Raw genomic sequence first — 22814 nt, 5'->3', positions numbered from 1 at the left:
GATGGCGAGCCCGGGATGAAGACGCTCTGGCTCGGGCTGCAGCGGGTGCGGGACTTCGCCGAGGGCATGCAATTTGCGCCAAAGCTTACAGGGCACTTAGCGGATTTGTGTGCAAAGAGATGCGTTCAACGCCCCACTGCGGGGCTGACGGACGTTGGGGCGGTGCAGGTGCGCGCGTCGCGGGGTGCTGTGGCGCGTGCCTCTGCGGGGCGGCGTGCCTCCGGCAGACGAGAGGGGGCATACGAGAGAGGGGCTGCACCGTTCCCTGCGAGAGAGACGGCGGCTACCAGGAGACGCGCTGATCGAACGCGAAGTTGCGAGCACGCCATGGTAGCGATGGCGGTGGCGCCTGGGCGGCGGGATGAGTGCCGCGAGATGGTCGATCAGCTCCAGTGGGGTGAGCGTCAGTGCCTTGGTGCCGTCACGCTGTGGCTTTGGCAACCGATAGACAACGCGCTCGTCGTCAAGCCGCTCCAGACGCTCGAGCGCGAAGGTTGGGCGAGCACAATAGTGCAGCAGCCGCTCCAGACCGATGCGATCGTGCGCGCCCACCCGCACCGCGGCATCCAGCGAGAAGCCGGCCCGGCCCGGCCCGGCCCGGCCGATAGGGGCGCAGCGCCCGCCGACCGCCACTCCGGGGCTAGACGGTCTCCCGCGGCAGGCCGGCAGCGTCGATTTCGGAAGCCATTTCAGAGCGGTCCAGCGAGGCGCGCACCGCCCAGAAGAAAATGCCGACGGCCACCAGGACCTGCAGGGGGTAGCCGATCTCGGGGCTGAGCCAGCCGCGCCCGCCGCCCGCCGTGCCCATCCAGGAGCTGAGGAACACCCAGATGAGATAGACGCTCATCCAGGGCAGGGAGCGGCGCTCGCCCCTGCTCAGCCCCTGCTGACGGCGCCAGCGCACCAGGGCGTAGCGTGACAGGGCGAGGGCCGTCAGGACGGCGAGCACCTGGTTGCTCTGCCAGCCCACCGCGAACAGCAGGCAGGTGATGATGACGAAGTTCATACAGGCGAGCGCCTGCACGCGGGGCAGCCGGAAGCTGGGATGCAGGCGCAGGCCACGGTGACGCATGGCCGCCAGGGTCACCTGGGCGAAGGCGAAGGACAGCATGGTGGCCGCGGCGCCGAAACTGACAATGGCCTGCCAGTCCGGCAGCGGGGCCAGGAGCAGCAGGCCGACGGCGAAATTCAACCAGACCGCGCGCACGGGCACGCCCTTGGCATTGCGGGTGGCCAGCCGGCCGGGAAAGAAGCCGCACTCGGCCATGGCCATGGCCACGCGGGAGGTGGAGGTGGAAAAAATGATGCCGGTGCCGAGCGGACTGACGACGGCGTCCACGTAGAGCACCACCGCCATCCAGCCCAGGCCGGCAGCGGTCAGCAGGGCCGCGTAGGGTCCAGTGATGCCGGGGAAGTCCAGCTTGCGCCAGCCCTCGGCGAGGTCCGCAGGCGCCAGGGCGCCGATGAACGCCACTTGCAACAGGACGTAGAACAGCACCACGGCGCCCAGGCCGATGGCGATGGCGCGGGGGATGTTGCGCAGCGGGTCCTCGGCCTCACCCGCCAGGTCCACCACCACCCGGAACCCATAGGTGGAGAACAGGATGCCGCCGGCCATGATGGCGGTGAGCGCGCTCGAGGGGCCGTTCGGGAACAGGCCGCCGTGGGCGGTGAAATTCTCCGGGTTGAAATCGAAGCCCAGCAACAGCAGCACGGCGAGCAGGGGCACGAAGAGCTTCCACCAGACAATGCGGTCGTGCACCCGGATGACCCAGTCAACCGCGGCCAGATTGATCACTGTCACCGCCAGCAGCAGGCCGACGGCGGTGGCGTAGCCGACGGGTGAGAGCACGGCCCGGCTGCCCTCGGCGCTGCCCAGCACGGGCAGGTAGTTGATGGCGTATTGCAGGATGGCGAGCACTTCCAGCGGCGCGACCATGACGTAGCACAGCCAGCCGGTGATGCCGGCCACGTAGCCCGTGAGTGGCCCGTGCGAGAGCTGGGTGTATTTCACCATGCCGCCCGAGATGGGGAAGGCGATGCCCAGCTCCATATAGACCAGGGAAAACAGGAAGACCACCGAGCCGCCCAGCAGCCAGGCGATGACAGCCGCCGGTCCGGCGATCTGGGCAGCGTACAGCCCGGCGAACAACCAGCCCGAGCCGATGGTGGAGCCGATGAGCGCGAAAATGAGCCCGCGCAGCCCGATTTTTCCAGGCTTGTGCATGTTTAGCGATCCTCCGCTCGGAGCCGTACGCCACATGCCCCGCTCGCCCCGTGGCAAGCCCCGGCTTCAGGCAGTTGAGGGCTGCGCACCGGACCTGCGCCCGAGCGGCAGCAGGGCGAGGAAACTGAGCACCGACAGCAGGGCCAGATACAGCGCCGGCGAGGCCAGGTCGCCGGTGCGTGCGATGAGCCAGGTGCCGACCAGCGGCGCCGTGCCGCCGAACAGCGCCACGGACACGTTGTAGGACACACCGATGGCGCTGAACCGGGACTGCGCCGGAAACAGCTCCACCATCAGGGCCGGGAAGGGCCCCTGCACGCAGCCGATCAGGATGGCGAAAATCAGCTGTGCCGTGATGGCCGCCTGCAGCGTGCCGCCGTCCACCCAGACGAACAGAGGATAGACCACCACGGCCATGGTCAGGCTGGCACACAGCAGGATTGGCCGGCGGCCCACCCGGTCCGACAGCCAGCCGGCCAGGGGAATGACCGCCAGCAACACCACCATGGACAGGGTGTTCACCGCCAGGGCGTGCGGCACCGGGGGCTTGACCATCTCGTCGAGGTAGGTCGGCATCCAGACGAACAGCATGTAAAAGCCGGCTGCGTACAACAGCAGCATGGCCACCAGATGCACGACCATGCCGCCGTTTTCGCGCAGGGCGTGGACCAGGGGGTTGTGCTGCACGGCGCCCGCGGCTGTAGCCTGCTCGAAATCGGGCGACTCGGTCATGCTCCGGCGCAGCCACAGGCCGACGAAGAAAATCACCGCACCGCTCAGAAAGGGCACCCGCCAGCCCCAGCTCGCCATGCTCGATTCATCGAGCATGGCGTTCAGCAGGGTGACCACCAGCGAGCCCAGCAGGATGCCGCTGATGGCACCGAACAGCGACCAGCTGCCGAGCAGCCCGCGCCGGCGCGGGTCCGCCGTCTCCACCAGCCAGGCCACCGAGCCCACGAGCTCGCCGCCCACCGAGGCGCCCTGCACCAGGCGAAGGAGTATCAGCAGCAGTGCGGCCGTGGCGCCGAGTTGCTCGTGCGTGGGCAGCAGACCCACCACGACGGTCGGTATGGCCATCAGGAAAATCGACCATTGCAGCGCGCGTTTGCGGCCCAGGCGATCACCGATGAAACCGAACAGCACCCCGCCCAGCGGCCGCATGAGATAGCCGGCAGCGAATACACCGTAGGTCTGGATGAGCCCCGCGATGGGGTCGGCCTCCGGAAAGAACAGCGGACTCATCACCGGCGCCAGGAAGCCGAAAACAGCGAAGTCGTACCACTCGAGAATATTGCCGGAGGTGCCGGCCAGGGTGTTGGAAAGTTTGCTCGACCTGGGAGACATTCAGAACTCCTGTAGGCCCGTTGTCTTACGGGAGATGGCTGCAGCGCAGCATTATGCGTGAGCCCCCGGGGGGATGCACCCGCGGACAGCCTGCGCGGAGGGCTGGCTTGGACGCATTCAGGGCCCTGCCTTACACTCGGCCGGCCCGGACCGGGCTGGAGTTCTCCCGATGAAATACTTGCACACCATGGTGCGGGTCAGTGACCTGGACGCCTCCCTCGACTTCTACTGCAACAAGCTCGGACTCGAGCTGCTCGACAGGCGGGATTACCCCCAGGGCCGTTTCACGCTGGCCTTTCTCGCCGCGCCCGGTGATGCGGCGGCACAGGTCGAGTTGACCTGGAACTGGGACCCGGAGCGCCTCGACGGGGGCCGCAACTTTGGCCACCTCGCCTACCGTGTGGACGACATCTACGCACTCTGCGAGCGGCTGCTCGAGGCCGGGGTGACCATCAACCGCCCGCCGCGCGACGGCCACATGGCTTTCATCCGCTCACCGGACAACATCTCCATCGAGTTGCTGCAGCAGGGCGCGCCCAAGGCGCCGGTCGAGCCCTGGAAGAGCATGCCGAACGTCGGCAGCTGGTGAGTCCAGCCCGAAACCCTTGAACACCCCCGCTCCAGTGCTGACGTTCGTGGTCTGCACCCACGACCGACGGATAGGAAATCCAAGCCCCCCTGAGCGTCCAGGTTGGCCTGAGGAAGGCGGCTAGCGGGGGTGGGGTGCGCGGTCAACGCCCCACTGCGGGGCTGACGGACGTCGGGGCGCTGCAGGCGCGCGCGTTGCGGGGTGCTGGCGCGTGCCTCTGCGGGGCCGCGTGCCACCGGCAGACGAGAGGGGGCAGACGAGAGGGGCTGCACCGTTCCCTGCGAGAGAGACGGCGGCGACCAGGAGACGCGCAAAGCGAACGCGACGTCGGGCTCGGGCTGCTGGAGGAGGTTCCAGTGCGGCATCGGCTCGGGTGCCGGGTCCCAGGCGGGCGGTGCGCCTCCAGACCGGCGCGATCGTGCGCGCCCACGCGCACCGTGGCATCCAGCGGGAAGCCGCTGTTCTCCCAGGCGCGCATCTCGCTTCGCCTGATCTCAAATCGGCCAGCGCCGCCGTTTGGGGACCGAGAGGACCCACTGGCGCACCGGCAGCGGCGGGATGACGTGATCGACCAGGTGCGCCGCGGTCTCTGCCATGCGCCGGACGTTGCACGACGGGCACAGGCCGCGACCCTTGCACGATTTAGAAAAATTGTATTTTATAGACACCGTCGGCGTGCGCGCCATCGGCGCCCAGGTCGTGCCGGCATGGTGATCCGAGCGCATGCCCGCCTCACCGGCGAAGAAGATCCGCGCCCCCACGCCGCGGAGATCGACCCAGCCTACATGGCCCTGGTCTTTCAGATCGAGGAGGCCGCGGGCGGATGAACACCGCCGCCGAGAAGCGAATCCTCATCATCGCCGGCCCCAACGGTGCGGGAAAGACCATCTTTGCCGAGGAGTTCCTGCCCAACGAAGCCAACTGCCCCGCCTTCGTCAACGCGGACCTGATCGCGGCGGGTCTGTCGCCGTTCCGGCCCGACGCCGCGGCCTTCGCCGCCGGGCGGCTGATGCTGCGGGAGATCGACCGTCACGCCCGGGCGGGAGAGAGCTTCGCCTTCGAGACGACCCTGAGCGGCCGCCACGATGCCACGCGAATCCCGCGCTGGCGGGCCGACGGCTACCGGGTCAAGCTGTTCTTCCTGCGCCTGGTGTCGCCAGAGCTTGCCATCGCCCGGGTCCGGCGACGGGTCCAAGCGGGCGGGCACGATGTCCCCGAGTCGGTGATTCGTCGTCGCTTTCGGGCGGGGTGTTTCAATTTCTCGAGGCTCTACAAACAGATCGTCGACGAGTGGGCGCTTTACGACAATTCGGGACCGACACCCCAGCTACTGCAGGAAGGAATCAACCCATGACCGAGCCGAGTGCAACCCGCACACCGCGAGATCCAGATCTAGTCAACGCCGAGATCGCCCTCAAACGGGCGGCGCAACGGGCTCGCGAGCGCGCTCGCCGCGCCGGCGTCCCGCTGGCCTACTGGAAAGACGGCAAGCTCAGGACGGAGTCGCCGGGCAAGGAGTCGAACGAGGCGTCGGAGACCGGTGGCTAGCCGAGAGGCTATTCCCGTGATCGAAACGAGTACCGCGCGACTTAGGCAGGAGAGGCAGACATGAGCTCGGCCGAGGACGACGAGCGGTTGCTGACGGATCTGTGCGAGCAATACGGGGTCAGCGCCGAGAAGGTGCTCAAGCTCAACGCAAAGACCGCATCAAGGACGCGCTCACGGCACACCTGCTCGACGAGGCCCGCGTCCATGGTTGCACGCTGGAAGAGACGCGCATGGGCGAGCTATTGGCGGTGGACCTGGAGCTGAACGCCCAAGGGCTCGAGGTCTGGCTGTAGCGGCGCGAGAAGCGCGGCCACTGCGCGTAACCAATGAAGAACCTACGGCGACTATTGCAGCGCGTTCGGTCGGGCCGTTCTGCTGCGTCCCGCCATCCTCCCGCAACCGTGGAACAGGTCGACCTTGACCGCCTCCTTGGGACCTGGTTCGAGGTCGCAAGACTGCCGAACCTGGAGGCGGACGGATTCGGACGGATAGGACATCCAAGCCCCCCTGAGCGTCCAGGTTGGCCTGAGGAAGGCGGCTAGCGGGGGTGGGGTGCGCGGTCAACGCCCCACTGCGGGGCTGACGGACGTCGGGGCGCTGCAGGCGCGCGCGTTGCGGGGTGCTGGCGCGTGCCTCTGCGGGGCCGCGTGCCACCGGCAGACGAGAGGGGGCAGACGAGAGGGGCTGCACCGTTCCCTGCGAGAGAGACGGCGGCGCTGGGCCAAGGCTCTGTATCCACGCCGCACGGCAGGCTTGCACGTCCATCGCACTGACGCGAAGCCCGCCGTGCGCCGGAGGCCCCATCAGCGGGCCTGGTCAATGGCCTCCTTCACACGCTGCGCGAGCTCCGGGTCATTCTGCAGGCCGACGGCGATGTCGTTGTACTCCTGAACCGAGACACCGCTGTCTTTGACGGCTTGGGCCATCTCGTCCTGCGCGTCCCGCTGCATGGTCTGTGCGGCGGCCCTGTCCGGGGCCTCGGCGAGCTTCTCGCTCAGGTCTTGCCTGATCTCCTGCACCGACAGGTAGGCGTCGGCAAACTCCGAGAGCGTCGCATCGTCCACATTCACCGGCGCGCTCGGCGGCGCGCCAGCCCCCGCAGCCGGATTGCCGCCGCTGCCTTGCTGCTGCGCGGAAACCCCGCCGCCGAAAGCGAAGAGCGCAGCAAGCGTCGCTGCAGCGGCCGGTTTCGCGAATGTCGTCTTCATAGTGAGCCTCCGGGTCGGGCTGTTGTGGTTGGCGCCCCCCACCCGTTCATCTGCCGTGCCAGACTCCCGAAGGACAGCGTATATGCTTTCCGATCAGAGAGTTATGCCGCGGTGCTCGAACAGCAGCGCCAGCTCGCATCGCCACCACACCGTATCATTTTGATACATGTGTCATCGCGCTACGTATCATCCCGACCCTGCTCATCCAGCTTCCGGTAGAGCGTCTTGCGGCCGATCCCCAGGATCTTCGCCGCACGCTGCTTATTGCCTTCGGTCCACTCGAGCACCGCTCGGATATACCGGGCCTCCAGCGCCGCCAGCGTCTCCCACTCCTCATCGGAGCCCGGCAGCGCCGCCGCTGCCAGCGCACCCGCCCGCGGGTGCGCGTCGGCCTCCGCCCGCACGCGCTCGGGCAGGTCGTCGAGGCCGATCTCGGCCGTCGTCGCAAGGGTCGCCGCACGCTCGACCAAGCTCGCCAGCTCGCGCACATTGCCCGGATAGGAATACCTCAGCAGGGCGCGCCAGGCCGCGGGCGCGAAGCGCTGTGCCAGACCCTGGCGCGCCGCTGTCTGCGCCAGCAGGAAGTGCTGCAGCAGGCCGGCAATGTCTTCGCCCCGCTCGCGCAGCGACGGCACATGGATACGGAAGGTCTCGAGACGGTAATACAGATCCTCGCGAAAATGCCCCTCGGCAATGCGCTCGCCGAGCTCGCGATGGGTTGCGGCGACGATGCGCACATCGGTCCCGATCTCGGTATTGGCGCCGACGGGGCGCACCCGGCCGTCCTGGAGCAGCCGCAGCAGCTTGGTCTGCATCGCCGACGGCATCTCGGCGATCTCGTCGAGAAACAGCGTGCCGCCGTCGGCCTCGGCGAAGAGTCCCTTGCGGGCGCCGCGAGCGCCGCTGAAAGCGCCGGCGGCATGGCCGAGCAGCTCCGACTCGAGCAGCGCCTCCGGGATGCCGGCACAGTTGACGGCGACGAACGGCGCCGCGGCGCGCTCGCTCTCGGCGTGCAAGGCCCGCGCGACCAGCTCTTTGCCGGTTCCGGACTCGCCGGTGATCAGCACGCTGCTGTCGGATGGGGCAATGCGACGGATCAGATCGTAGAGCGCGCGCATCGCCGGACTCTTGCCGAGCATGCCGTGGAATTGCCCGCCCGCGAGGACCTCCCGATAGCGCGCCACCTCGGCCTGCAGCTGCCGGTTTTCCAGCACCCGCGCCACCGCGAGGCGCAGGTGCTCCAGATCGATGGGCTTGGTCAGGAAGTCGTCGGCACCCGCCTTGAGCGCTGCCACCGCTTGGCGGATGGTGCCAAACCCGGTCAGCATGATGAAGCCTGGCCGGGGCGTCAGCGCACGTGTCGCCTCCAGCAGCGTGAGCCCGTCTTCACCCGGCAGGCGCAGATCGCTCAGCACAAGCGCGGCGCTTCGGCTGGCGAGCTCCGCGCGCGCCGCCGCCGCATCGGCGACGCCGGTGAGCCGGTATCCGGCGTCTTCGAGCTCCTCGATCAGGAGCGCCCGATAGCCGTCGTCGTCCTCCACCACCAAGATGGCGGGCTGCTCCGCGGGCGTCGTCTCGGGCTCAGCGCTCACGCTGCGAACCTCCTGGCTCAGCGTCCGTCGGGGCCGGCTCGGACAGCGGCAAGCGGATCAGGAAGCACGCGCCCGGCGCCCCCGGGTGCTCGAGCCACAGTGTGCCGCCATGCTCGGCCACGGCCGCCCGCGCCACCGCGAGCCCGAGCCCGGTACCCTGGCCGGCCGGCTTGGTGGTAAAGAAGGGCTCGAAGAGACGCTCCACATCGGCTTGCGCAATCCCCGGGCCGTCGTCTGCCACACGCAGGCGCAGCTGCTCGGGCTCCGGCTCGGCGCTGATCCGAACCCGGCGCCGCGCCGCCTGCAGCGCATTGTCGAGCAAATTGCCCAGCGCCTGCTCCAGCCGCAGCGGATCGACCTCGACCGCGCGGCCGGACAGGGCGTCGGACATCTCCACGGCGACGTGCAGGTCGGGGCGCGGCGACGCACTCAAGGAGCGCGCCACCACGTCCTCGATGAGGGGCAACAGCGCCACGCGGCGCCGCCGCAAGGGACCCTGACGCGCGAAATCGAGCAGCTCCCGGACGGTGGTTTCGACCCGCCCCAGTTCTGTCAACAGCCGCGACAGCTCGGCCCTGGCGGGAGACGCATCGGGCAGGCTGCGCGCGGCGCGCTGAGCGCGCCCGGCGACGCTGCCGAGCGGGGTGCCCAGCTCGTGCGCCAGCCCCGCGGCGAGGCGCCCGATCGCGGCCAGCTTCTCGGATTGCCGCAGCTCGCGCTCCAGCTCGGCCTCGCGTTGTCGCTGCTCGTGCAAGTGCTGCTCGGATGCCTCCCAGCGGCCGATCATCGCGTTGATGCCGACCCCCAGGCGCCGCAGCTCATCAGGCCCCTGCTCGGGCACGCGCAGCCCCGGCTCCCCCGTGCCGATCGGCTGCATCGCGCCCGTCAGCGCACGCACGTGACGGCCGACGGCGCGATGGTGCCCAAGGAGCACGACCAGCACGAAGACCACCGCCAAGAACGTAATCGCCATGCCGCCCACCCACCGCAGGCGCGCGATATAGTCCTGGAACCGGGAGAGATCGCGCGTGACCTGGAGCAGGCCCACCACCCGTCCCGCTGCATCAGACAGAGGTAAGAAGAACGAAAAGACCTCGCGGCCGCGCCGCTCTTCAAAGCTGCCCTGCGTCCCTTCCTCGGCAACGGCGCGGGCGTCGCGCCGGCGCTCCAGCAGGGGGCTGCGCGGCCCGCTGGTGGCCACGCGCTCGCCGGCGCTGTCGTAGACATAGGCGCCGAAGACCTGGTCGATCAAAAAGACCGAGTCCAGCGCCTCCTGGACCGCATCGGTGTCGCCACGCACCATTGCCGCTGCGATGGGAAGCCGGATCGAGCGCGCAACCAGCTCGATATCGTCTTGAAGACGCCGGGTCATCTGCTCTTCGAGTCCACGCAGGCCGAGCATGCCGACGCCGACCAAGACGCCGAGCACCGGCAGCAGGACGAACAGCAAAATGGCGTTGCGAAGTGAGCCCAAGCCTTTCACGGCGCCGATTCTGCCGCAGGGCGGTCCCCGCTGTCGTGCCGTCGTCCTTCGGCGGCTTCACGCTTCCGCGCAATATCCGGCGGCTATTCGAGCAGTCCAATTCATTTTGGCCTCCGCCGGGCGGCGAGCGTCATGGGAATCGGGCTTGCCGAAGTGCATCTTGCGCTTCGTGCGCAGCATGCGCGCGACTTGGCTGATGGACAGTTCCGCGTCCCAGCGCGCCCTGATCAGGTTGCGGACCTCCGCGGCCTGCCAGCCGTCGCGCTCACGCCTCGGCCCGGGGCCTGAGCGTTTCCGTCGGGTGCTTTAGCCCGGCGTAGCCGCGCTCGCGCCATGCTCGCAGCCACACATAGGCCGTCGACGCCGGAACATCCATCCCGCGGCAGATGTCCGCCAGCGTGACCGACGCCGGCAACTCCACCACCAGGTTCAGCAGCACCAAGCGCAGCCGCATCGCGGCATCCCGCTCGTCGGCAAGATGCACGCGGATCATCGCAGCATCCGGTATGTCAGTGCGGCGGCCCGTATTCATCACTCCACCTCATCTGGTTACCCGACTATGGCAAGTATGGACCAACATGAGGATCAAGGACCGGGGTCTGGCTGGCGGGGCTCAGTCCGGCTCGAATGCCTCTTCTGCGCTGTGATCGCGTGCCGACGCCGGTTGCTCGGCCTTGAGCAGCAGACAGTTCTCCAGCACCAGTGCGTCCATGTCCGTGGCGAGGAAGCAGCGGTAGGCGTCGGCGGGCGTTGCGACGATGGGCTCGCCGCGGACATTGAACGAGGTGTTGACCAACATCGGGCAGCCGGTGCGGGCCGCGAAGGTCTCGATGAGCCGATGAAACCGGGGATTGGTGTCCTTGTGCACGGTTTGCAGCCGCGCCGAGTCGTCCACATGGGTAATGGCCGGCACCCGGGAGCGGGGTGCTTTGAGCTTGTCGAGGCCGAGCAGGTCCTGCTGTGCGGCGTCCGGGGGCAGCCGGTGCCGCTCGGCCACCGGCGCCACCATCAGCATGTACGGGCTCGGGCCCGCGTGCTCGAACCACTCCGAGACGCGCTCGGCGAGAATGGCCGGCGCGAAGGGGCGGAAGGATTCGCGGTACTTGATCTTCAGGTTCATCACCGACTGCATCCCCGGGTTGCGCGGGTCGCCGAGTATGGAGCGCCCGCCGAGGGCCCGCGGTCCGAATTCCATGCGCCCCTGGAACCAGCCGATGACCTGGCCCGCGTCCAGCAGCGCGGCGAGCTCGGGCAGCAGCGCGTCGTCGTCGAGTCGGCGATAGGGTGCGGCCCGGGCTGTGAGGAAGGCCTCGATGTCGGCATTGTCGTGTGCCGGGCCGAGATAGGCGCCGCGCATGCGATCCCGGCCCGGCACGACGGCGTCCCGCGGCTGCCCGAGATACTCATGCCAGACGGACAGCGCCGCGCCCAGCGCGCCGCCGGCGTCACCGGCCGCCGGTTGCACCCAGATGTCGGTAAAGGGGCCCTCACGCGCGAGCCGGCCGTTGGCAACACAGTTGAGGGCCACGCCGCCGGCGAGGCAGAGCCGATCGACGTCGAGCTCGCGGTGGACGGTGCGCGCCAGTCGCAGCACCACGTCTTCGGTCACCGCCTGGATGGACGCCGCCAGATCCATCTCCCGCTGGGTGATGGGCGACTCCGGCTCGCGGCGCCGGCCGCCGAAGAGGCGATCGAAGGCGCGGCTGGTCATGGTGAGCCCGTTGGCATAGCTGAAATAGCGCATGTCCATGCGGAAGGTGCCGTCGTCCTTCACTGCGAGCAGGTGCTCGAGGATCAGGTCCTGGTACCGCGGCTCGCCGTAGGGCGCGAGCCCCATCAGCTTGTACTCGCCGGCGTTGACCTTGAACCCCGTGTAGTACGTGAACGCGGAGTAGAGCAGACCCAGGGAATGGGGGAACTGGATCTCCCAATGCGGCTCCAGCCGGTTACCCTCGCCGAGCCACACGGAGGTGGTGGCCCATTCACCGACACCGTCCATGCACAGCACCGCGGCGCGCGCATGGGGGCTCGGGAAGAACGCCGACGCCGCATGCGCTTGATGATGGCTGGTGAACTTGAGCTCAGGCAGCGCGTCCCGGGCCGGCGCCCCCGGCAGCGCCGCCAGTTCCTGCCGCAGCATGTCCTTGAGGAACAGCTTGTCTTTCAGCCACACGGGCATGGCCTTGATGAACGATGGCAGGCCGCGGGGCGCGTAGGCGAGGTAGGTCTCCAGGAGCCGCTCGAACTTCACCAGGGGCTTGTCGTAGAACACCACGTGCTCGATGTCGCCGAGACCGATGCCCGCGATGTCCAAGCACGACAGCACGGCGTCCGCCGGAAAGCGGGCGTCGTGCTTCTTGCGCGAAAAGCGCTCCTGCTGCGCTGCGGCGACGATGGCGCCGTCGCGCACCAGGCAGGCGGCGCTGTCGTGGTAGTAGGCCGAGAGGCCCAGGATATGCGTCGGCATGCGTCTGCGAAGTGGGAGACTGCGGGTGTCGATGGCGACATGTGTGCGGGCGGGCCGCGGGCTCAGTCCGCCCGCGACCAGGGCCGGGACAGCAAGCGCGCCCGGCGGCTGATGCTGTCGGCAACCCGCTCGAAGCGGACTTGGTTGTGGGCGATGACGAAGGTGTAGGTGCCGGGTGCGGGATCCGAGGCGATGGGATCGGTGCCGCGGGTGTTGATGAAAGTGACGCGGTCGCCGTCGATCTGCACGTCGCCCTCGGCCTCGATACCGGACTCACGCAGCAGGTCGACGTGGAAACGGCCATCGGCGCCGATCACGAGCCGGGCTTGCTCGGCGCCGTCTTGGGTGAGTATCCAGGTGCCGGCGAGCGGCTCGGCTCGAGCGGCGTCGCGCGGGCTTTGACAGGCGCTGGGGAGGATGGCGATGAGTGCGAGACCGGCGGCGGCGATGAGTCGAGTCAGCATGGGATCAGGGCGCGTTGACGTGGTCGTTGAGTCGGCGATGAGCCGTGGGGGCGGAGGCAAGCCCGCCCACGGGTGCGGCCGCCGCACCGGCGGGCACCGGACCGGGGCAGCCATGGCGGCTGTTACGCCGCCGGCTCAGAGCAAGCAAGCGTAGGCTGTGGCAACGAAGAGCTGCTCCACGAGGCGCGCATTATGGCGCCGGTTCGGGGTGCTGTCCTCCCCTCACCGCCGTTGTAGGTCGCAGGGGCCAATACATTGCACGTTGAGGGCTTGACCAGACTTCCGCTGCCCCGCTAGCTTAAAGGCATGCCGTTGGCGCCGAAACGCCGTGACCCTCCGGCGTGCACGATCGTACGCCATCGCTGACCCTCAACCCCGCTCACCGCTTCCGCAACCACGCATCCCCGCCGGCAGTGCTGTACTTTCTTTCGCTTTTCGCCGTGCTGTTCGGCTTTTGGCTGCTCCTGTCCGGGCTCTGGGATCACGGGCTCCTGCTGGGCCTGGGGCTGATCTCGTCGGCGTTCGTGGCGTGGATCGGCACGCGCTTGGAGCGCCCGGGGGGCGACGGTTTCGAGCCGGGCATGCTGTTGCGGCTGCCGCGCTACCTGGGGTGGCTGCTGGTGGCCATCGTGCAGGCCAACATCGACGTGGTCCGGCGCATCTGGGATCCGGTGGCTCATCCCATCAGCCCTGTCACGGGTCGCCTGCCTGCCAGCCAGCGTACCCGGCTGGGCAAGACCCTCTATGCCAACTCCATCACGCTGACGCCGGGCACCGTCGCCATCGAGGTGAGCGACGCCGACGTACTGGTGCATGCGCTGAGCCGGGAGGCCTTCGATGACCTCGCCGGCGGTGAGATGGAGCGCCGGGTACTCGCCCTCGAGTGTGGCGCCGGCCACCCGGCTGGCCATCGCGACGGGGAGGCTCAGGGCTGATGTTCGCCGCCACCGCCATTGGCATCCTGGTGGTGATGGCGCTGGCGCTGGCGCGGGCCTTTCTCGGCCCGACCATCTGTGATCGCATCCTGGCGGTGAACATGTTCGGTACCAAGACGGTGCTGCTGATCGCGGTCTACGGCTTCCTCACGGGGCGGCCGGATTTCCTCGACATCGCCATCACCTATGCGCTGATCAATTTCATTGGCGTGATCGCCGTGCTCAAGTTCGTCGAAGGTCTCGCCGACAGCGAACGGCAGCCGCGGCCGGACGAGTTCTGATGGACCTGCTGCTGCCACCCCTGTTTCCGGATCTGCTGCTCGACCTGCTCAGCATGGCGTTGCTGATCGGCGGCGTGTTCCTTGGCATCTCGGGGGCCGTCGGCGTCATCCGCTTCCCCGACTTCTACACCCGCGTGCATGCCGCCGGCGTCACCGACACCCTGAGCGCCGGCATGATTCTGGCCGGTCTGATGCTGCAGGCGGGCTTCACGCTGGTCACCGTCAAGCTGGCCTTCATCCTGCTGTTTTTGTGGCTCACCAGCCCCGTCGCCAGCCATGCCCTGGCGCGGGCGGCGACCCACACCGGCGCCAAGCCCGTCACCGCCACATCGGGAGAGCCGTCATCCTCCAACTGATCGACATCGTGCTGCTGACCTTCTTGGTGGTCACCGCCCTGGCCGTGGTGCGCCTGCGGAGCCTCTTCGCCGTGGTCATGCTCTCGGGCATCTACAGCCTGGTCACCGCCGGGGTGTTCATCGCACTGGATGCGGTGGATGTGGCCTTCACCGAGGCCGCCGTGGGCGCCGGCATCGCCACCATGCTGATGCTCGGCACCCTGCGCCTCACCGGCCATCGGCAGGTGGCGCCGCGGCATTCCCCGATACTGCCGCTGTTGGTGGTAACCATCACCGGCGGCGTCTTGCTCTGGGGTACCCGCGACATGCCACGCTTCGGCGATCCGCAGGCACCGGTACATCTCCATGTGGCCCCCCGCTACATCGAGGATTCCCCCATCGAGGTGGGGGTGCCGAACATGGTCACATCGGTGCTCGCCAGCTACCGCGGCTTCGACACCCTGGGGGAAACGGCGGTGGTGTTCACGGCGGGCGTCGGCGTACTGGCGCTGCTGGGTATCGGCGGACGGCGACGCCGGGATACCGACGGCGACGACCAGGATTGAGGACCGCCTCGGCATGAATAACGACATCGTCCTGACTGTCATCGCCAGGTTGCTGATCCCGCTCATCCTGCTGCTCGCCCTCTATGTCCAGTTCCATGGCGACTTCGGCCCCGGCGGTGGCTTCCAGGCCGGCGTCATCTTCGCCGCCGGCATCATCCTCTATGCCCTCACCAACGGACCGCAGGCGGCCATGCGGATCATGCCGCCGCGGGTACTGACACCGCTGGCGGCCCTCGGTGTGCTGCTGTACGGCGGCGTCGGCATCACGACCATGCTCCTCGGCGGGCACTTCCTGAACTACGACGTGCTGGCCCACGATGCCGTGCATGGCCAGCACTCCGGCATCTTGCTCATCGAGCTGGGCGTCGGCGTCACCGTGGCCTCGGTCATGCTGGTGATCTTCTTCGCCTTCATCACCCGGGAGCCCTGACGTGGACTGGATCGGCCAGTACAACTACGTCGTCGTGTTTTTCCTGATGATGACCGGGTTCTACGTGGTGGTCGCCCGCGGTAACCTGATCAAGAAGATCGTGGGCCTGAACATCTTTCAAAACTCCGTGTTTCTGCTCTACATCTCCATGGGCAAGGTGGCCGGGGGCACCGCACCCATCGTCGTCGCCGGTGAGGTGGTCTATTCCAACCCGCTGCCCCACGTGCTGATCCTCACCGCCATCGTCGTTGGTGTGGCCACCACCGCGCTCGGTCTGGCACTGGCGGTGCGCATCAAGGAGGCCTACGGAACCGTCGAGGAAGACGAGATCCACGCGCAGGACGACGACTGGTGATCTTCGACAATCTGCCCGCCCTGCTGGTGGTGCTGCCGCTGCTGGGCGCACCGCTGTGTCTGCTGCTGAGCCGCGGCCGCCCCGCCTGGCTGGCGGCGACGCTGGTGAGCTGGCTCGTGCTGGCCATCAGCATCGCGCTGTTGTGGCAGGTGCGCGCCGGCGGCGAGCTGCATTATGCCTTCGGCGACTGGGCGCCACCCTGGGGCATCGACTATGTGGTGGACCGGCTCGCCGCCTATGTGCTGCTGATCGTCGCGGCCATCGCCGCCGTGGTGCTGCCGTATTCCTGGCGCAGCGTCCGCCGTGAGCTTCCGACCCGGCTGCATGGCATCTTCTACACGCTGTTGCTGCTGTGCCTGGCGGGGCTGCTCGGCATCGTCATCACCGGCGACGCCTTCAACCTGTTCGTGCTGCTGGAGATCTCATCCCTGTCCACCTATGCCCTGATCAGCCTGGGCCGGGATCGGCGTGCGCTCACCGCGGCTTATCAGTATCTGATCATGGGCACCATCGGTGCCACCTTCTACATCATCGGCGTTGGCCTGTTGTACATGCTCACGGGCACGCTGAACATGGCAGACATGGCCGCGCGCATGGCCGCTATGGAGGGCTCCAATACGCTGCACACCGCCTTCGCGTTCATCGTCGTCGGCCTGGCGCTGAAGCTGGCCATGTTCCCGCTGCACCTATGGTTGCCGAACGCCTACGCCTTTGCCCCCTCGGTGGTCACGGCCTTTCTCGCCGCGACTGCCACCAAGGTGGCGCTGTACGCGATGATCCGTTTCATCTACAACGTCTTCGGGCCGGCATTCACCTTCGGGGAAATGCATGTCCAGTTGCTGGTGCTGCCGCTGGCGGCGGCGGGCGTGTTTGTCGGCTCCGTGGTGGCGGTGTTTCAGCATGGGCTCAAGCGCATGCTGGCGTACTCCTCCGTGGCCCAGATCGGCTACATGCTGCTCGGTATCGGCGCCATGAGCGTCACCGGGCTCACGGCGGCGCTGCTGCACCTGTTCAACCATGCGCTGATGAAGGGGGCGCTATTCCTGGCCGTGGGCGCCCTGGTCTACCGCCTCGGTGGCAGCCGGCTGCAGGACATCGCGGGCATCGCCCGCGACATGCCCTGGACCATGGCCGCCTTCGTCATCGGCGGACTGAGCCTCATCGGCGTCCCTGGCACCGTCGGCTTCATTTCCAAGTGGTACCTCATCCTGGCGGCACTGGAGAACGGCTGGTGGCCCGTGGTGGTGCTGGTACTGGTGACCTCGCTGGTGGCGGTGGTCTACATCTGGCGTGTGGTGGAGACCGCCTACTTCGGCGTGCGCCCGGCGGACGCGGCGCCGGTGCGCGAGGCGCCGCTGGCGCTGCTGGTGCCCACCTGGCTGCTGGTGGCGGCCAACCTGTACTTTGGCATCGCCACCGGCCTGACGGTGGGGCTCGCCGGTGACATCGCCGCCGGCCTCGGCGCTGGCCTCGGCGCTGGTGGGGGTGCCCCATGATCCCGGGCATGGAGGGCGATGCCCCGCGCATCGTGCTCGCCCTGGCGCTGCCGCTGGCGGGGGCCGTGGGCATCTGGGCCAGCGGGCGCCGGGCGAACCTGCGCGAGGGGGTGACCCTGGTCACGGCCGGCCTCCTGTTGCTGACCGTCTTCGGCCTGCTGCCGGCGGTGCTCGCCGGGGCCCGTCCGGAGTGGGTGTTCGCGCAGCCCCTGCCCGGCATCGCCATCGCCTTTCGGGTGGAGCCGCTGGGCATGCTGTTCGCCGCGGTCGCATCGCTGCTGTGGCCGATCAACTCGGTGTACTCCATCGGCTACATGCGCGGCAACGCCGAGCGGCATCAGACCCGCTTCTACGTTTTCTTCGCCGTCGCCCTGTTCGCCACCATGGGTGTGGCCTTCGCGGCGAACCTGGTCACGCTGTTCCTGTTCTACGAGATCCTGACCCTGTCGACCTATCCGCTGGTCACGCACAAGGGCAATGATGCGGCCCGCGCCGGTGGTCGGGTGTATCTCGGTCTCCTCATCGCAACCTCCATCGGGCTGCTGTTGCCCGCGGTGATCTGGACCCAGGCCATCGCCGGCAGCACCGAATTCATGCCGGGTGGCCTGCTGGCCAACATCGCCCCGGCCCTGCCGCCGGCGACGGTGGGGCTGCTGTTCTTCCTGTTCATGTACGGCATCGGCAAGGCGGCGTTGATGCCCATCCACCGCTGGCTGCCGGCGGCGATGGTGGCGCCGACGCCGGTGAGCGCGCTGCTGCATGCGGTGGCGGTGGTGAAGGCGGGCGTCTTCAGCGTCGTCAAGGTGATGGTCTTCACCTTCGGCATCGACACGCTGCAGGCGGTGCCGGCGGCGCAATGGCTGCTCTACATCGCCGCCTTCACCATCATCGTCGGCTCGGTGATCGCGCTGCGTCAGGACAATCTCAAGCGGCGGCTGGCCTATTCCACCGTGAGTCAGCTTTCGTATGTGGTGCTCGGCGCCGCCATTCTGGCGCCGCTGTCGGTGGTGGGCGCGGCGCTGCACATCGTCGCCCACGCCTTCGGCAAGATCACCCTGTTCTTCGCCGCCGGCGCCATCTACACCGCCAGCCACAAGACCGAGGTTTCACAGTTGCGCGGCATCGGCTGGCGCATGCCCTGGACCATGACGGCCTTCGCCATCGGCGCCCTGTCCATGATCGGCGTGCCGCCGGCGGCGGGATTCATCTCCAAGTGGTACATCCTGGCGGGGGCACTGCAGACCGAGCAACTGCTGGCCGTCGCGGTGATCGTCTTGTCCACGCTGCTGAACGCGGCCTATTTCGCACCCATTGTCTTCAGCGCCTTCGCCCGGCCGGCGGACGATGATCCGGCCGACCACGGCGAAGCGCCCCTGCCCATCGTCATCGCCGTTACCACAACGGCGGCGCTGACGGTGCTGCTCTTCCTGTTCCATCAGGTGCCGCTGGAACTGGCCAACGAGATGGTGGGCCGCAGTGCGCCCGCCGCCGGATGAGGTGATCCGCCATGTCAGCGCAGACACACTGGCTGTACCGCAAGCAAAACCGGGGCAAGCTCTGGCTGATCCAATACCTGATCCTGGGATTGGTACTGCTGCCGGAGCTGTTCGTGCATCACCATGCCCATTTTCCGGGCACGGACTTCCGGCTCGATGCCGGTGTCGGCTTCTATGCCTGGTATGGCTTTGCCACCTGCGCCGCCATGGTGGTCGCGGCCAAAGTGCTGGGTATCTTCCTGAAGCGTCCGGACGACTATTACGATGATTGACCTCATGCCGCCGCTGCCCCCGGCGCTGGTCATGGTGCTGGGGGCGTTGTTCATTCCGGCCTTGCGCGGCAGCGCGCGCCGCAGCCTGCTGCTCGGCTTGCCGCTCTTGACGCTGGCGCTGGTCTGGCTGGTGCCGGACGGCGCGGCGTTGCCCGCAGGCTTTCTGGATGTCCAGCTCGATCCGGTGCACGCGAGCGCCGAGGGCCGGCTGTTCGCCACGGTGTTTGCGCTCATGGCCTTCGTCGGCGGGCTCTACGCCATGCATCAGGCGCGCACGCTGGAGTTGGTGGCGGCTTATGTCTATGCCGGCTCGGCCATCGGCGTCACCTTCGCCGGCGATCTGGTAACCCTGTTCATCTTCTGGGAGCTGATGGCCATCGGCTCCACGGCGGTCATCTTCGCCGCCGGCACCGATGCCGCCGGCCGCGCCGCGTTGCGCTACCTGCTGGTGCATTTGCTCGGCGGTGTCGTGCTCATGGCCGGCATCATCGCCCATTGGACGGCCACCGGCAGCCTGGCCGTCGAGGCTCTCTCACCCAATAGCCTGGGCACGGTGCTGATGCTCATCGGCATCCTGGTGAACGCCGGCGCGCCGCCGCTGTCGGCCTGGATCGCCGATGCCTATCCGGAGGCCTCGCCGAGCGGCACGGTGTTTCTGTCCGCCTTCACCACCAAGACCGCCGTGTTCGCGTTGCTGGTGATGTTTCCGGGCGCCGACATCCTGATCTGGATCGGCCTGTACATGGTGTTCTACGGCATTCTCTACGCGCTGCTCGAGAACGACATGCGCCGCATCCTGGCCTACAGCATCGTCAACCAGGTGGGCTTCATGGTCTGTGCCATCGGCATCGGCACCGAGCTGGCGCTGAACGGCGCGGCGGCGCATGCCTTTGCGCACATCATCTACAAGGCCCTGCTGCTCATGTCCGCCGGCGGTGTGCTGATGATGACCGGCAAGCGCAAGTGCACGGACCTGGGTGGGCTGTTCCAGACCATGCCGCGCACGGCCATGCACGGCATCATCGGCGCCCTGGCCATCTCGGCGTTCCCGTTCACATCAGGCTTCGTGACCAAATCCCTGGAGACGGCGGCGGCGGCCCATGAGGGGCTGCTGGTGGTCTGGCTGCTGTTGCTGGCGGCCTCCGCCGGCGTCTTCCTGCACGCCGGCATCAAGTTTCCCTGGTTCGTCTTCTTCCAGAAGGACTCGGGCCTGCGCCCGCCGGAGCCGCCCATCGAAACGCGTCGGGCCATGACCATCTTCTCGGTGCTGTGCATCGGCCTGGGGCTGTTTCCGGCTCCCCTCTACGCGATCCTGCCGTATCCGGTGGACTACCAGGCCTACACCGTCGAGCACGTGGTGAGTCAGCTGCAGCTCTTGTTGTTCGCCGGCTTTGCCTTCTTCGTGCTGCTGACGCAGATGAAGCGCACCCTCACCATCAGCCTCGACTTCGACTGGTTCTACCGCAAATTCCTGCATGCGCTGGCGGAAGAATTCACCGGGCGCACGGCGGAGGCCCGCGACCGGCTGGAAGCGCAGGCCCTGGGCTGGGCGCGACGGCAGATCCGCCTGCTCTATACCCATCACGGCCCCCATGGCATCCTCGCCCGCACCTGGCCCACCGGCAGCATGGTGCTCTGGGTGGCACTGATGCTGGGGTTCACATTGCTGCTTTACCTGCTCTGACGGGGGATGCCCGCGGTCTCGCGGGTGTCGGTTATGGCGGGTTGGGGGGCTGAAGGCGGTGAACGCCGCGCAAGCGCTGCGGGCCCCGGCGTCCGGCCGAAGCCGGCGCCCCGGGGATGAGGTCCATCAACTCAGCGTCGGCCGACTGTCATCGATGGGCAGCGACGGGTCCCGCGACCACTCGTTCCAGGAGCCGAAGTAGATGCCGACATCCTCCACGCCGGCCTCTTTCAGCGCCACGTAGGTATTGGAGGCGCGGGCGCCCTTGAAGCAGTAGAGGTAGACCTTGGAGCTTGCTTTGATGCCGACACTCTGGAACTCGGCGGCGAGCTCGTCTTTGGTCTTGAACACGGGCACATCATCACCCGGCTTCATCACACGATACCACTCCAGCCACTTGGCGCCGGGCAGTCGACCCTTGCGGGGGCAGAAATCGACGCCGTAGGGGCTTGAGCTGATCCCCACCCACTCGTCCACGTCGCGAACATCGAGCTTGATGATGGACGGGTCTTCGAGCGCCTTCAGCATGGCGTCCTTGTCCAGCATGATCTCGGCGGCGCCGTCGTCGACGGGGAAGGTCTTGGGCTGCGGGGTGACGACCTCGGTGCTGGTCTCGTAGCCGTCGTGCAGCCACGCCTGGTAGCCGCCGTGCAGCACGACGGCCTTGGGGTAGCCCAGGTACTTGAGCAGGAAATAGCCGCGGCAGGACTGGCCGTACCCGGAGTTCATGGTGTCTTCATAGAGCACGGCGACTTCCTCGCCGGAGAGTCCGGCGGCACCGAAGGCCTCGGCGAACTTGCCCTTGAGTGTGGCCATGCCCTCGGTGTCTGACGTGGCGAGATAGGTGAAGATCTCGTGGATGTTGACGGCGCCCGGGATGTGGCCCTTGGCGTAGGCGCCGGGGGCGCGGGTGTCGATGACGACCGTGGGCAGGGAGGTCATCAGTGTTTGGAGCTGCTCGGGGGAGATGAGGGTGTTCTCGTGCATGGTACTGCGCTCGTGCTGGGCTTGGGTCCGGGGCTTTGGTTGGAGCCCTTCGTCAAGCAAGGAAGACCCGGGCGGCGCGCAGAAACGCGCCGCGGGCAAAGGGTTTGATCTGCGTGGGGGAGACCGGCCTGGACCGGCTTGAGACCGCCATCCCTGGCGGGGACGCCGTGCGGATGGGGCGGTTGCCGGCTCAGACGAGGCCGGTCACCAGGAACAGTCCGCCCACGGCCAGGGCGCCCAGTCCGGCGCCGCGGATCAGTGTGACCGTCTTGGCCTCGGAGCGGGCGGCGAGATGGTTGAGGCCGAACAGCAGGCCTGCGATGACCGCGTACTGGATCAGTGCAAAGCCGACGAGATAACTGCCCAAGACGGCCTGCTCGGCGCCGATGATGGCCTCGCCATAGGCGTAGCCGTGGAAAATGCCGGCGCCCGCCAGCAACAGCGCCAGGGCGCCGGCGCCGAGCCTGCGCCCGGATACCACCAGGGCGCCCCCGGCCAGCACGCTCACGGCCACCAGCAGCTCTGCGGCGGGGATACCGAGCGCCTGCACATGGATCAGGGTGCCGGCGACGGTGCCGCCGATGAACGCCAGCGGCAGCAGCCAGCGGACGAGACCGGCGGCACTGAAGGCCAACAGGGCCGCCACCACCAGGAACGCGAAGTGGTCGATGCCGATGATGGGATGGCCCAGACCCGAGAGCAGGCCCTGGGTCAGGGTCTCGGGTGTCATGCCTCCCATGGGATGGTGTGCCAGCACCGGTGCCGCCGCCAGGAGGCCGGCGGTGGCGGTGGTGCTGCGGGCGATGAGTCCATTGACAGGCGCAGTAGGGGCGGATTGGCTCATGGTCGAGTTACCTCGGGGGTTGGGGTTTTGTGCGCGGTTTCGGGGACCGTTGCCATGGCTGGCGCATGGTGTCTTGACGTCTTGAGGCGGGATGTATCCGCTGTCCTCTGGCCGCTCTCAGGGTGTCGTTGTTCTGGTTGACTCGGCGTCGTGCGACGCACTTGTCGACCCGTCCCATCTGGATTTTCGGATTTTGCCGACTGGATGTTGG

General features: G+C 67.8%; 25 protein-coding genes and 1 pseudogene. 14 read left to right on the top strand and 12 right to left on the bottom strand.

Annotation, left to right across the window (positions count from 1 at the left end; all coding sequences use genetic code 11):
• Nucleotides 1-96: 96 nt before the first annotated feature.
• From QZ588_RS05775 to QZ588_RS05765, 3 genes are all read right to left on the bottom strand, one after another.
• Nucleotides 97-633 (bottom strand): transposase, encoded by a 537-nt coding sequence (locus tag QZ588_RS05775; protein WP_295540772.1) that lies wholly within the window; start codon nucleotides 631-633, stop codon nucleotides 97-99.
• Nucleotides 634-640: 7 nt separating this feature from the next.
• The gene (locus QZ588_RS05770; protein ID WP_295540771.1) at nucleotides 641-2227 is read right to left on the bottom strand and encodes an APC family permease; all 1587 of its coding nucleotides are present in this window, start codon (nucleotides 2225-2227) and stop codon (nucleotides 641-643) included.
• Between the two features lie 66 nt (nucleotides 2228-2293).
• Nucleotides 2294-3571 (bottom strand): MFS transporter, encoded by a 1278-nt coding sequence (locus tag QZ588_RS05765; RefSeq protein WP_295540770.1) that lies wholly within the window; start codon nucleotides 3569-3571, stop codon nucleotides 2294-2296.
• A 169-nt stretch (nucleotides 3572-3740) separates the two neighbouring features.
• Here QZ588_RS05765 and QZ588_RS05760 point away from each other — a divergent pair, with 169 nt between their 5' ends.
• The gene (locus QZ588_RS05760; protein ID WP_295540767.1) at nucleotides 3741-4160 is read left to right on the top strand and encodes a VOC family protein; all 420 of its coding nucleotides are present in this window, start codon (nucleotides 3741-3743) and stop codon (nucleotides 4158-4160) included.
• Nucleotides 4161-4663: 503 nt separating this feature from the next.
• Here the strand turns inward: QZ588_RS05760 and QZ588_RS05755 are convergent.
• A pseudogene (locus QZ588_RS05755) lies at nucleotides 4664-4807 on the bottom strand (transposase zinc-binding domain-containing protein); the annotation flags it as partial.
• Nucleotides 4808-4983: 176 nt separating this feature from the next.
• Between QZ588_RS05755 and QZ588_RS05750 the strand changes: the two are divergent.
• From QZ588_RS05750 to QZ588_RS05740, 3 genes are all read left to right on the top strand, one after another.
• On the top strand, nucleotides 4984-5514 hold the full coding sequence (locus tag QZ588_RS05750; protein WP_295540765.1) for a zeta toxin family protein: 531 nt from the start codon (nucleotides 4984-4986) through the stop codon (nucleotides 5512-5514).
• Nucleotides 5511-5708: a hypothetical protein gene (locus QZ588_RS05745; protein WP_295540764.1), complete on the top strand. Its 198-nt coding sequence runs from the start codon at nucleotides 5511-5513 to the stop codon at nucleotides 5706-5708. Before QZ588_RS05750 ends, QZ588_RS05745 begins: the two co-directional genes overlap by 4 nt.
• Nucleotides 5709-5809: 101 nt before the next feature.
• Entirely contained in the window at nucleotides 5810-6001 is a 192-nt protein-coding gene (locus QZ588_RS05740; RefSeq protein ID WP_295540762.1) for a hypothetical protein, read from the top strand.
• Between the two features lie 510 nt (nucleotides 6002-6511).
• Here QZ588_RS05740 and QZ588_RS05735 read toward each other — a convergent pair.
• From QZ588_RS05735 to QZ588_RS05710, 6 genes are all read right to left on the bottom strand, one after another.
• A complete protein-coding gene (locus QZ588_RS05735) occupies nucleotides 6512-6916 on the bottom strand; it encodes a DUF4168 domain-containing protein (RefSeq protein ID WP_295540760.1) in 405 nt (134 codons plus the stop codon).
• Between the two features lie 179 nt (nucleotides 6917-7095).
• Nucleotides 7096-8508: a sigma-54 dependent transcriptional regulator gene (locus QZ588_RS05730; protein ID WP_295540758.1), complete on the bottom strand. Its 1413-nt coding sequence runs from the start codon at nucleotides 8506-8508 to the stop codon at nucleotides 7096-7098.
• Nucleotides 8498-9925, bottom strand: coding sequence for an ATP-binding protein (locus QZ588_RS05725; protein WP_295540756.1), 1428 nt, complete (start codon nucleotides 9923-9925; stop codon nucleotides 8498-8500). The genes QZ588_RS05730 and QZ588_RS05725 overlap by 11 nt, the downstream gene beginning before the upstream one ends.
• A 331-nt stretch (nucleotides 9926-10256) precedes the next feature.
• A complete protein-coding gene (locus QZ588_RS05720) occupies nucleotides 10257-10523 on the bottom strand; it encodes a helix-turn-helix domain-containing protein (RefSeq protein ID WP_295540754.1) in 267 nt (88 codons plus the stop codon).
• An 81-nt stretch (nucleotides 10524-10604) separates the two neighbouring features.
• Entirely contained in the window at nucleotides 10605-12458 is a 1854-nt protein-coding gene (locus tag QZ588_RS05715) for a carbamoyltransferase (RefSeq protein ID WP_295540751.1), read from the bottom strand.
• A 62-nt stretch (nucleotides 12459-12520) separates the two neighbouring features.
• Entirely contained in the window at nucleotides 12521-12922 is a 402-nt protein-coding gene (locus QZ588_RS05710) for a hypothetical protein (RefSeq protein ID WP_295540749.1), read from the bottom strand.
• A gap of 341 nt (nucleotides 12923-13263) precedes the next feature.
• On the opposite strand from QZ588_RS05710, the gene QZ588_RS05705 reads away from it, so the two are divergent.
• Genes QZ588_RS05705 through QZ588_RS05660 form a run of 10 tightly spaced genes read left to right on the top strand, consistent with a single transcriptional unit; the run spans nucleotide 13264 to nucleotide 20772 of the window.
• The gene (locus QZ588_RS05705; RefSeq protein WP_295540747.1) at nucleotides 13264-13857 is read left to right on the top strand and encodes a Na+/H+ antiporter subunit E; all 594 of its coding nucleotides are present in this window, start codon (nucleotides 13264-13266) and stop codon (nucleotides 13855-13857) included.
• Nucleotides 13857-14138 (top strand): monovalent cation/H+ antiporter complex subunit F, encoded by a 282-nt coding sequence (locus QZ588_RS05700; protein ID WP_295540745.1) that lies wholly within the window; start codon nucleotides 13857-13859, stop codon nucleotides 14136-14138. Before QZ588_RS05705 ends, QZ588_RS05700 begins: the two co-directional genes overlap by 1 nt.
• Nucleotides 14138-14494: a monovalent cation/H(+) antiporter subunit G gene (mnhG, locus tag QZ588_RS05695; RefSeq protein WP_295540743.1), complete on the top strand. Its 357-nt coding sequence runs from the start codon at nucleotides 14138-14140 to the stop codon at nucleotides 14492-14494. The genes QZ588_RS05700 and mnhG overlap by 1 nt, the downstream gene beginning before the upstream one ends.
• Nucleotides 14495-14502: 8 nt before the next feature.
• On the top strand, nucleotides 14503-15039 hold the full coding sequence (locus QZ588_RS05690) for a DUF4040 domain-containing protein (protein ID WP_295540741.1): 537 nt from the start codon (nucleotides 14503-14505) through the stop codon (nucleotides 15037-15039).
• A 13-nt stretch (nucleotides 15040-15052) separates the two neighbouring features.
• Complete coding sequence (locus tag QZ588_RS05685) at nucleotides 15053-15469, top strand: Na(+)/H(+) antiporter subunit B (protein WP_295540739.1); 417 nt, start codon at nucleotides 15053-15055, stop codon at nucleotides 15467-15469.
• 1 nt (nucleotide 15470) lies between these two features.
• Nucleotides 15471-15824: a cation:proton antiporter subunit C gene (locus QZ588_RS05680; protein ID WP_295540736.1), complete on the top strand. Its 354-nt coding sequence runs from the start codon at nucleotides 15471-15473 to the stop codon at nucleotides 15822-15824.
• Nucleotides 15821-17320, top strand: a complete 1500-nt coding sequence (locus QZ588_RS05675) for a monovalent cation/H+ antiporter subunit D family protein (RefSeq protein ID WP_295540734.1) — start codon at nucleotides 15821-15823, stop codon at nucleotides 17318-17320. The genes QZ588_RS05680 and QZ588_RS05675 overlap by 4 nt, the downstream gene beginning before the upstream one ends.
• The gene (locus QZ588_RS05670) at nucleotides 17317-18816 is read left to right on the top strand and encodes a monovalent cation/H+ antiporter subunit D family protein (protein ID WP_295540732.1); all 1500 of its coding nucleotides are present in this window, start codon (nucleotides 17317-17319) and stop codon (nucleotides 18814-18816) included. Before QZ588_RS05675 ends, QZ588_RS05670 begins: the two co-directional genes overlap by 4 nt.
• A gap of 11 nt (nucleotides 18817-18827) precedes the next feature.
• Nucleotides 18828-19088 carry a hypothetical protein gene (locus tag QZ588_RS05665; protein ID WP_295540731.1) on the top strand — a complete coding sequence of 87 codons (261 nt, stop codon included), beginning with the start codon at nucleotides 18828-18830 and terminating at the stop codon, nucleotides 19086-19088.
• Nucleotides 19081-20772 (top strand): Na(+)/H(+) antiporter subunit D, encoded by a 1692-nt coding sequence (locus tag QZ588_RS05660; RefSeq protein ID WP_295540729.1) that lies wholly within the window; start codon nucleotides 19081-19083, stop codon nucleotides 20770-20772. Before QZ588_RS05665 ends, QZ588_RS05660 begins: the two co-directional genes overlap by 8 nt.
• A 126-nt stretch (nucleotides 20773-20898) precedes the next feature.
• Here QZ588_RS05660 and QZ588_RS05655 read toward each other — a convergent pair whose 3' ends face one another.
• Together QZ588_RS05655 and QZ588_RS05650 are read right to left on the bottom strand one after the other, a co-directional pair.
• Complete coding sequence (locus QZ588_RS05655) at nucleotides 20899-21759, bottom strand: sulfurtransferase (protein WP_295540727.1); 861 nt, start codon at nucleotides 21757-21759, stop codon at nucleotides 20899-20901.
• A gap of 190 nt (nucleotides 21760-21949) precedes the next feature.
• The gene (locus QZ588_RS05650; protein WP_295540725.1) at nucleotides 21950-22603 is read right to left on the bottom strand and encodes a HupE/UreJ family protein; all 654 of its coding nucleotides are present in this window, start codon (nucleotides 22601-22603) and stop codon (nucleotides 21950-21952) included.
• Nucleotides 22604-22814 lie beyond the last annotated feature (211 nt).

This window comes from uncultured Thiohalocapsa sp., assembly GCF_913062725.1.
Lineage (GTDB): Bacteria > Pseudomonadota > Gammaproteobacteria > Chromatiales > Chromatiaceae > Thiohalocapsa.
The sequence above is the reverse complement of the archived record's forward strand: the minus strand, read 5'-3'. Positions and strand labels throughout refer to the sequence as shown.

Bases quoted from the DNA above. Each gene is read 5' to 3' on its own strand.
- QZ588_RS05670 (WP_295540732.1), top strand. From the start codon at position 17,317: ATGATCCCGGGCATGGAGGGCGATGCCCCGCGCATCGTGCTCGCCCTG.
- QZ588_RS05655 (WP_295540727.1), bottom strand. From the start codon at position 21,759: ATGCACGAGAACACCCTCATCTCCCCCGAGCAGCTCCAAACACTGATG.
- QZ588_RS05665 (WP_295540731.1), top strand. From the start codon at position 18,828: ATGTCAGCGCAGACACACTGGCTGTACCGCAAGCAAAACCGGGGCAAG.
- QZ588_RS05660 (WP_295540729.1), top strand. From the start codon at position 19,081: ATGATTGACCTCATGCCGCCGCTGCCCCCGGCGCTGGTCATGGTGCTG.
- QZ588_RS05760 (WP_295540767.1), top strand. From the start codon at position 3,741: ATGAAATACTTGCACACCATGGTGCGGGTCAGTGACCTGGACGCCTCC.
- QZ588_RS05700 (WP_295540745.1), top strand. From the start codon at position 13,857: ATGTTCGCCGCCACCGCCATTGGCATCCTGGTGGTGATGGCGCTGGCG.
- QZ588_RS05750 (WP_295540765.1), top strand. From the start codon at position 4,984: ATGAACACCGCCGCCGAGAAGCGAATCCTCATCATCGCCGGCCCCAAC.
- QZ588_RS05685 (WP_295540739.1), top strand. From the start codon at position 15,053: ATGAATAACGACATCGTCCTGACTGTCATCGCCAGGTTGCTGATCCCG.
- QZ588_RS05715 (WP_295540751.1), bottom strand. From the start codon at position 12,458: ATGCCGACGCATATCCTGGGCCTCTCGGCCTACTACCACGACAGCGCC.
- QZ588_RS05720 (WP_295540754.1), bottom strand. From the start codon at position 10,523: ATGAATACGGGCCGCCGCACTGACATACCGGATGCTGCGATGATCCGC.
- QZ588_RS05650 (WP_295540725.1), bottom strand. From the start codon at position 22,603: ATGAGCCAATCCGCCCCTACTGCGCCTGTCAATGGACTCATCGCCCGC.
- QZ588_RS05770 (WP_295540771.1), bottom strand. From the start codon at position 2,227: ATGCACAAGCCTGGAAAAATCGGGCTGCGCGGGCTCATTTTCGCGCTC.
- QZ588_RS05745 (WP_295540764.1), top strand. From the start codon at position 5,511: ATGACCGAGCCGAGTGCAACCCGCACACCGCGAGATCCAGATCTAGTC.
- QZ588_RS05765 (WP_295540770.1), bottom strand. From the start codon at position 3,571: ATGTCTCCCAGGTCGAGCAAACTTTCCAACACCCTGGCCGGCACCTCC.
- QZ588_RS05710 (WP_295540749.1), bottom strand. From the start codon at position 12,922: ATGCTGACTCGACTCATCGCCGCCGCCGGTCTCGCACTCATCGCCATC.
- mnhG (WP_295540743.1), top strand. From the start codon at position 14,138: ATGGACCTGCTGCTGCCACCCCTGTTTCCGGATCTGCTGCTCGACCTG.
- QZ588_RS05735 (WP_295540760.1), bottom strand. From the start codon at position 6,916: ATGAAGACGACATTCGCGAAACCGGCCGCTGCAGCGACGCTTGCTGCG.